The organism is Marinobacter shunpengi, from assembly GCF_045449715.1.
Classification (GTDB): domain Bacteria; phylum Pseudomonadota; class Gammaproteobacteria; order Pseudomonadales; family Oleiphilaceae; genus Marinobacter.
This window is the reverse complement of the sequence record NZ_JBJJLA010000001.1, coordinates 71817-78869: the sequence shown is the minus strand read 5'-3', so window position 1 is coordinate 78869 and position 7053 is coordinate 71817. Positions and strand designations below refer to the sequence as shown.

The following is a 7053-nucleotide window of genomic DNA, read 5'->3' as shown; positions in this document are numbered from 1 at the left end:
AGTCAGAGAACAGGGTTATCGTGTCGGAAGGAGCACCCGGCCTCCGGCGTTTTGCACCACAGCAAGCATGCCTGCGTAATTTGGGGTGCTTCCTGAGACAACGGGTTCGGCGACTTCCCTTCTTGTTGGTGTTTCAGACTCAGGTGTTTGCGCCAAAAAAAGCCGTGAGCCCTTTCAGGTCCACGGCTTTTTCGTTGTTGCCGGGGGTTACAGCCGGAAACGGGCGACCTGACTGCTAAGGTCTTCACCCAGCCGCGCCAGCTCGTTGCTGGAGCTGGAGATCTGATCCGCTGCCGTGGCGGACTGGTCACTGACGTCGCGAATCTGGGTGACGTTCTGGTTGATGTCTTCGGCCACGGACGTCTGCTGCTCGGCAGCGGTGGCGATCTGACTGTTGTACTGGCTGATGTTACCCACCGCCTGGGCAATCTCACGGATGGTCTCGCCGGTGGTGCGGGCGCTGTCCAGGGTCTGCCCGGCCAGCGTGGTGCCCCGCTCCATGGTGGAGACCGAGTTCTCGGTGCTGGATACCAGGTTGGAGATCAGCGTCTCGATCTCCGAGGCTGAACTCTGGGTGCGCTGCGCCAGGGAACGGACCTCGTCGGCCACCACCGCGAAGCCCCGGCCCTGCTCGCCGGCCCGGGCCGCCTCAATGGCGGCATTCAGCGCCAGCAGGTTGGTCTGCTCGGCCACGGACTTGATCACGTCCAGTACCGTGCCGATGTTCTCGCTATCTTTCTGCAGGCCACGCAGGCGCTCCATCACCTGTTCCACCTGACCGTTGAGTTCGCTCACATAGGACAGGGTTTCCTCCACAGCGGATTCCCCGGCCGCCGCCTTCTCGTTGGCGGTATTGGCGGCGCCAAAGGCCTCCTCGGCGCTCTTGGCGACATCGTTGACCGTTGCCACCATTTCGTTCATGGCGGTGGCTACCTGGTCGGTCTGGTCCCGCTGCTGGGTGACCCCCTGGCTGGTCTCGGCGGTCACCGTCGACAGCTCCTCGGCAGAGGAGGCGATGTTGGTGGCACTGGTGTTGATATGACGGACCAGCTCCCGCAGGCTGGTGACCATGGCGCCCAGGGCCGACAGCAACTGCCCGAGCTCATCCCCCCGGTTGCTGGTGACGGTCTCCTGCAGGTCGCCGTCCGCCACCCTCCTGGCCAGGGTCACGGCCTGGTGGATGGGGTGGGTGATGCTGCGGGTCAGCAGCCACGCGAGGACCACGCCCAGGATGACGATCACCAGGACCACAATGCCGATAATCGTGGCGGCGGCCTGTTGTTCGTTGACCATCTTCTGCCGCTGGGTTTCCTGTAACTCCACGGCCGTGTCCAGAATACCGCGTGCGGTGTCGATCATCCGTTGCTGTAGCTGCTGGGTCTGGTTCTCGGCGTCCACCACCTCGTTGAAAACCCCCACGTAGCGCGACAACAGGTCTTTCAGTGCGTTCTTGACCTCCTTGTCGAGGAAGGAAGACTCAAGGGTACGGATGGCTCGATCACCGGCGGAGTGGAACTGTTCCACCGCCTCCTGGTCGTTTTCCACCAGGAAGTTGCCTTCACTGCGACGCATCTGCTGGATGGCGGCATTGGTGGCATAGAGGCTGTCCTCGGAGGCAAAACCACTGGTGACACCCCGCACGGCCATTTCCAGTGCTTCCAGTTTCTCGCCCCGCAAGGCCCGGATCTCCACCAGGTCCCGCAATTGCTGGCCATACTCCTCTACCCCTTCCTGGATGCGGGCAACGCGGGCGTCATCTTCCGGCTCCACCAGCCTGGCTTCAAGGGCGCCGGCGACGGCACTGGCCTGCTGGGTGCTTGCTATCGCCGCATCCACATAGTCCGGATCCCCCCGTAGCAGGAAGTTCTTCTCGTCCTGGCGGGCTTCGAGCAGGCTGGCTTCGATCGAGGAAGCATCGGCCACAATGCTGGCGCGGCTACCAAAATTGGTCAGGGAGACATAGCCGGTGGCACCCACCACGATGGTCAGCAGGATCAGTACGGCGAATCCCAGGCCCAGTTTCATGCCAAGGGAAAGAGTGACATTGGAAAGCTTTTGCAGAGGGGGCATTTCAGGCTCCGGCAAAAATCGTTATTGGAATTAGGTGTCGTAGACCGGTTATCGGCTGCACACACTTATTATTTAGTAGGATGCGAGCGGTCAGGGGTGAGCATCATCAATGTGGTGTACAGCGAAGCAGTAAAACGGGAAGGGGGTGGCCAGGCAAGCGGGTTTTGGTAACAGAGTGCAAAGAGCGGAAGCGGCATCTGCCGTTGCCGGAGCTGTTTGTGCATAAAAAAGCCGGCTCCTGGCGGAGCCGGCTCGTTATGGTGGAACCTGTCCTCAGAAGAACAGATTTGGCAGGTAGGTGACGATCTCCGGGAAGATCATCAGCAGGGCCAGGCCGATAATTTCCACGATGACGAACGGAATCACCGACTTGTAGATGTCCTTCATGGTGATGCTCGGCGGTACGATGCCCTTGAGGTAGAACAGGTTGAAGCCGAAGGGCGGCGTCATATACCCGATCTCCATGTTGATCACGAACAGGATGCCGAACCAGATCGGATCGAAGCCCAGGGACTCCACGATGGGCAGGAACACCGGCAGGGTGATCAACATGATACCCACAGGGTCCAGCACCATGCCCAGCAGGAAGGTGATCAGCATCATGGTGATGATGACACCCCAGGGGCCGCCAGGTATGTGCGCCATGAAGCCCTCGATCAGCTGCTGGGCGCCCATGCTCTGGTAGGCGGCACTGAAGGCGTGGGCGGCGAACAGGATCCACATGATCATGCCGGTCAGCTTGAAGGTGCGGACGGACGCTTCCTTCAGCAGCTGGAATTCCAGCTTGCGGTAGACTGCGGCGGCAATGAGGGAGCCCAGGACGCCCATGGCGGCCGCCTCCGTGGGAGTAGTGATACCGCCCATGATGGAGCCCAGCACCATGATCACGATCAGGATCGGCAGGGCCACCGAGCGCAGCGCCAGCAGCTTTTCCCTCATCGTGCCCCGTTCCTCCGGCGGCAGGGCCGGTGCCAGGTGTGGCTGCAGGTTGCTACGGATCAGGATGTAGATAGCGGTCAGCACCATCAGCAGGATGCCCGGCAGGATACCAGCGGCGAACATCTTGCCTACCGACACGCCACTGATCAGCGCGTAGAGGATCATCATGATGCTGGGCGGGATCAGGATGCCCCAGCCGCCACCGGTATTGATCACACCCAGGCACATACTGCGGTCATAGCCCCGTTCCAGCATGGCTGGCAGGGCGATGGTGCCCATGGCCACCACGGCGGCGCCACTGATGCCCACCATGGCGGCGAAGATGGCGCAGATGGCCAGGGTGCCGATAGCCAGCCCGCCGCGCAGACCACCGAACCACAGATGCATGGCACGGTACAGGTCCTTGGCCACACCAGTGCGCTCGAGGATCATCGCCATATAGACGAACAGGGGTATGGCTACCAGGGTGAAACTGCCCATGGTGCTCCAGATCTGGGAGGACACCATGTAGAAGGAGTCGAAACCCCAGGTGAAATAGAGGAACACGACGGAAACGCCGCCCAGCACAAAGGCCAGGGGCAGGCCCAGGAAGACGAACAGCAGCAGCGATCCGAAGAACAGCAGAGTCAGGACTTCAATGCTCACAGTTGCTCCCCCTTCGAATCTTGCTCGGAATGGTCCTCGGGCCGGTAATAGCTGAGGTTGCAGGCAATGGCGATGTCTTCCAGCAGTTTGACGATCCCCTGCAGCAGTAGCAGGCCGGCACCCACCGGGATGCAGGCTTTCACCGGCCAGATGGGCGGGTTCCAGGCTGAGTAGGAGGATTCCCAGTTACCGATGGATTCGGTGGCCATGTCATAGCCGAAGTAGAGCAGGGCCAGGGTAAAGATAAAGAACAGGATCGATGTGAATATATCGATGGACGCCCGCATGCGTGGGCCGAACATGGAGTAGATCAGGTCAACGTTGACGTGTCCCCGATAGGCCATCAGGTAGCCGCCGGAGAGCACGGCGTAGACACCAAACAGCAGCTGGGTCAGTTCGTTGGTCCATACGGTCGGGGAATTAAAGGCATACCGCAGGAATACTTCCAGCAGTATGAACACGAACATGGCAAACACCAGGAATGACACCGCAACGCCAATGGCCTTGTTGAGTCTGGTGACGCCGTTCATGAATGCGGTGATCGCACGCATGGGGGCCTCCGGGAGGGATCTTGTCGCTTACAATAAAAAACCGGGAGACCGGTCACGGTCTCCCGGCTGGTTCAGTCCGGCTTACAGGTAGCCGAGATCGCTCAGGAAGTCCTTGAGCATGGCCAGGGCTTCGGCAGCCTTGTCGCTGCGTTCGCCTTCCTCATCCCACATGGCCTGGGCGGTCTGGACCAGGTGATCCTGGACCTCCTGTGGCAGGGTGTTCACCTGAACACCTTCCTCGGAGATGGCCTTGGCCAGGGTGATGCGCTCCTTGTACTGGTACTCGTTGGTGCGGTACCAGAACTGCTCGTTGAGCACGTCCTTCACTAGCTGCTGAAGGTCTTCCGGCAGTTCGTCCAGGGCCTTCTGGCTGACGATGATCACGTCGGTGCCGGCGATGTTCAGGGCCGGTTGTACGTGGTGCTTGGCGATCTCGTACAGACCCATGGAGTAGGCACCCTGGGCCGCACCCCAGTGGGCGCCGTCCACAATGCCGGAGTCCAGGGCGGTGTACAGTTCGCCGCCCGGGATGTAGGACGCGGCAGCACCGGCCTCGGTGAGGAACTTCTGCAGGGCACCGGAAGAGCGGATCTTCAGGCTTTCAAATTCCTCCACGCTTTCGATGGGATCCTTGACCACCATTTCAGTGGGGTAGACCTTGTCGGTGGACCAGTAGACGCCGTGCTGCGCGGCTTCTTCCCGCAGCATGTCCTCGAAGCCCAGGCCCTGGTGGAAATAGGCCGCTTCCCATACATTGCGGAAGGCGAACGGCAGACCGGAGGCGATACCCGCCAGGGTCATCTTGTCAGACGCATAGGACGGGGAGATGGTGCCCATCTCCAGGATGCCGCGACTGACTGCATTGAAGGTCTCCTGGGCCTTGAACAGCGCACCGGCCTCGAACAGCTCAAGCTGGATGCGACCATCGGAGCGCTCCTCAAGCTGTTCCTTGAGTCGGCCCAGGCTGTCCTTGTAGGAGCTGGATGAGCCCGGCCAGTGTGACTGGACTTTCCAGGTAAAGGTTTCTTCCTGAGCGGAGGCGGTACCGGCCATCATGGTGGCGGTCACGCCCAGGGTAAGTGCCGAGGCAAATACCGTGAGTGATTTGCGAATGTTGTTAAGCATTACTTCTTAACCTCTTTGTTGTTTTCCTATGGAGACATCCTGTCTTAATTCCACCTAGCGAAATTTACGACTGCACAATGGATTTGTGTTTCCCAAATTTATCGCAATCGAGCGAGCGTTTGCAATACTGCTCGGGATTCTTTAGTCGATAGGGTGCCCGTTGAAGCCCCTTGAGGGCTTCAGGTCGGGAGCTACCCGCATCACGATAGGCGAATCACTGGAAACATAGCTTATGCAAGCGGTTTTGTCCGGTGATGGATCACTTTCTTTCCAGTTGGTCGGGCCATGGCAGGCCTTGTGGAAACAGGTGTTCCTGTATCCTTCGTGCCACCTGAATAAGGGTCTTTTCACTCCAGGCCGGGCCGATAATCTGCGCTGCCCGGGGCAGGCCGTCTGCACCAAAGCCCACCGGGAAGCTGATGGCTGGCAAGCCGACCACCATGGCCACACCCGCCCACACGGTCACATCCAGGTAGGGTTCTTCCCGGCCATTGATGGTCAGGGTACGTGCCATGGCGGATGTGTCCTGGTTATGGGGGAACGGCAGGGTGTTGGTGACCGGGCAGATAAGCAGATCATAATCCTCGAAGAACCGGGCCCAGGTTCTTCGCAGCTTTGCTCGTTCCTCATCCTTTTGCAGCCATTCGCCGTGGGTTTGCAGCGCCCCCCGGGCAAAGCGGTGGGGGTAGTCATCGCCCTCTTCGGCGGCCTTGGTGGCGAGTCGGTCGCGGACCTTCGGCGGCAGTCCCTGGCTCATGGCGCCGCCCAGCAGGTGATAATAGAGCCGGTGGCTTTTCTCCAGGGTCAGTCCTTCCGGTTGGGCATTCTCAAGGGAGGCGCCCAGGGATTTCAGTTGGTCGCAGAACCCTGCCAGGCCGCCAAGCACCTCATTGTCCACCGGCGCCCAGTCGTCGTTGAGCCAGGTGGCGAAACGATAGTCCTGAAGGGGTTGGCTGGCGGCCGGGGGCAGGTTGACCTGCCAGGGCGCCATGTCGTCGTCGGGACCGGCCAGCAGGTCCAGCTCGGCTTCCAGATCGTCCAGATGCCGCGCCAGCGGGCCGCCAACGCCCATGTCCCGCTTGGCGACACTGCCCGGCGCGCCCGGCACATGGCCGCGCATGGGGATCAGCCCGGAAGTGGTCTTGAGACCGTAAATGCCGCAGAAGGCTGCTGGCGTACGGATAGAGCCGCCGATATCGCTGCCCAGTTCCAGAGGCGTCAGGCCGGCCGCCAGCGCCGCCGCAGCCCCGCCGGAGGAGCCGCCAGGGGTAAGGCGGGTATTCCAGGGGTTATTGCTGGTGCCGTAGATGTCATTGAAGGACTGCAGGTCACCGGCGAACTCCGGCACGTTGGTCTTGCCGAAGACAATGGCCCCGGCGTCCAGCAGCCGTTGGACGGCCACGGCCGTGCGGGGTGACACGTGGTCCTGGTATCCCTTGTGGCCCGCCGTGGTGGGCCAGCCCTCGATCTCGAAGGTTTCCTTGATGGTCATGGGGACGCCGTGCAAGGGTCCCAGGTCCTGCCTATTGGCAGCGGCCTGGTCGGCGGCCCTGGCCTGCTCACGGGCCTGTTCCTCCCGCAGGACCACGATGGCATTGAGGTCCGGGTTCAGGCGGCGGGTGCGGTCGAGGAAATGGTCCAGCACCTGTTCGCTGGTGTATTGCCGGGCCTTGATGCCCCGGGCCAGTTCAAACGCAGGTATCTTGTGGAAATCCATGGGGGC

The 7053-nt window shown here is 61.0% G+C and carries 5 protein-coding genes; all 5 read right to left on the bottom strand.

The window, feature by feature from the left end:
• Positions 1–207: 207 nt before the first annotated feature.
• On the bottom strand, positions 208–2070 hold the full coding sequence (locus ACJO3T_RS00355; protein WP_406960787.1) for a HAMP domain-containing methyl-accepting chemotaxis protein: 1863 nt from the start codon (positions 2068–2070) through the stop codon (positions 208–210).
• Positions 2071–2343: 273 nt separating this feature from the next.
• Complete coding sequence (locus ACJO3T_RS00350) at positions 2344–3654, bottom strand: TRAP transporter large permease (protein WP_406960785.1); 1311 nt, start codon at positions 3652–3654, stop codon at positions 2344–2346.
• Positions 3651–4205 carry a TRAP transporter small permease subunit gene (locus tag ACJO3T_RS00345; RefSeq protein WP_406977499.1) on the bottom strand — a complete coding sequence of 185 codons (555 nt, stop codon included), beginning with the start codon at positions 4203–4205 and terminating at the stop codon, positions 3651–3653. Before ACJO3T_RS00345 ends, ACJO3T_RS00350 begins: the two co-directional genes overlap by 4 nt.
• Positions 4206–4286: 81 nt before the next feature.
• Complete coding sequence (gene dctP, locus ACJO3T_RS00340; RefSeq protein ID WP_406960781.1) at positions 4287–5330, bottom strand: TRAP transporter substrate-binding protein DctP; 1044 nt, start codon at positions 5328–5330, stop codon at positions 4287–4289.
• A 259-nt stretch (positions 5331–5589) separates the two neighbouring features.
• Positions 5590–7047, bottom strand: coding sequence for an amidase family protein (locus ACJO3T_RS00335; protein ID WP_406960779.1), 1458 nt, complete (start codon positions 7045–7047; stop codon positions 5590–5592).
• Between the last annotated feature and the right edge of the window lie 6 nt (positions 7048–7053).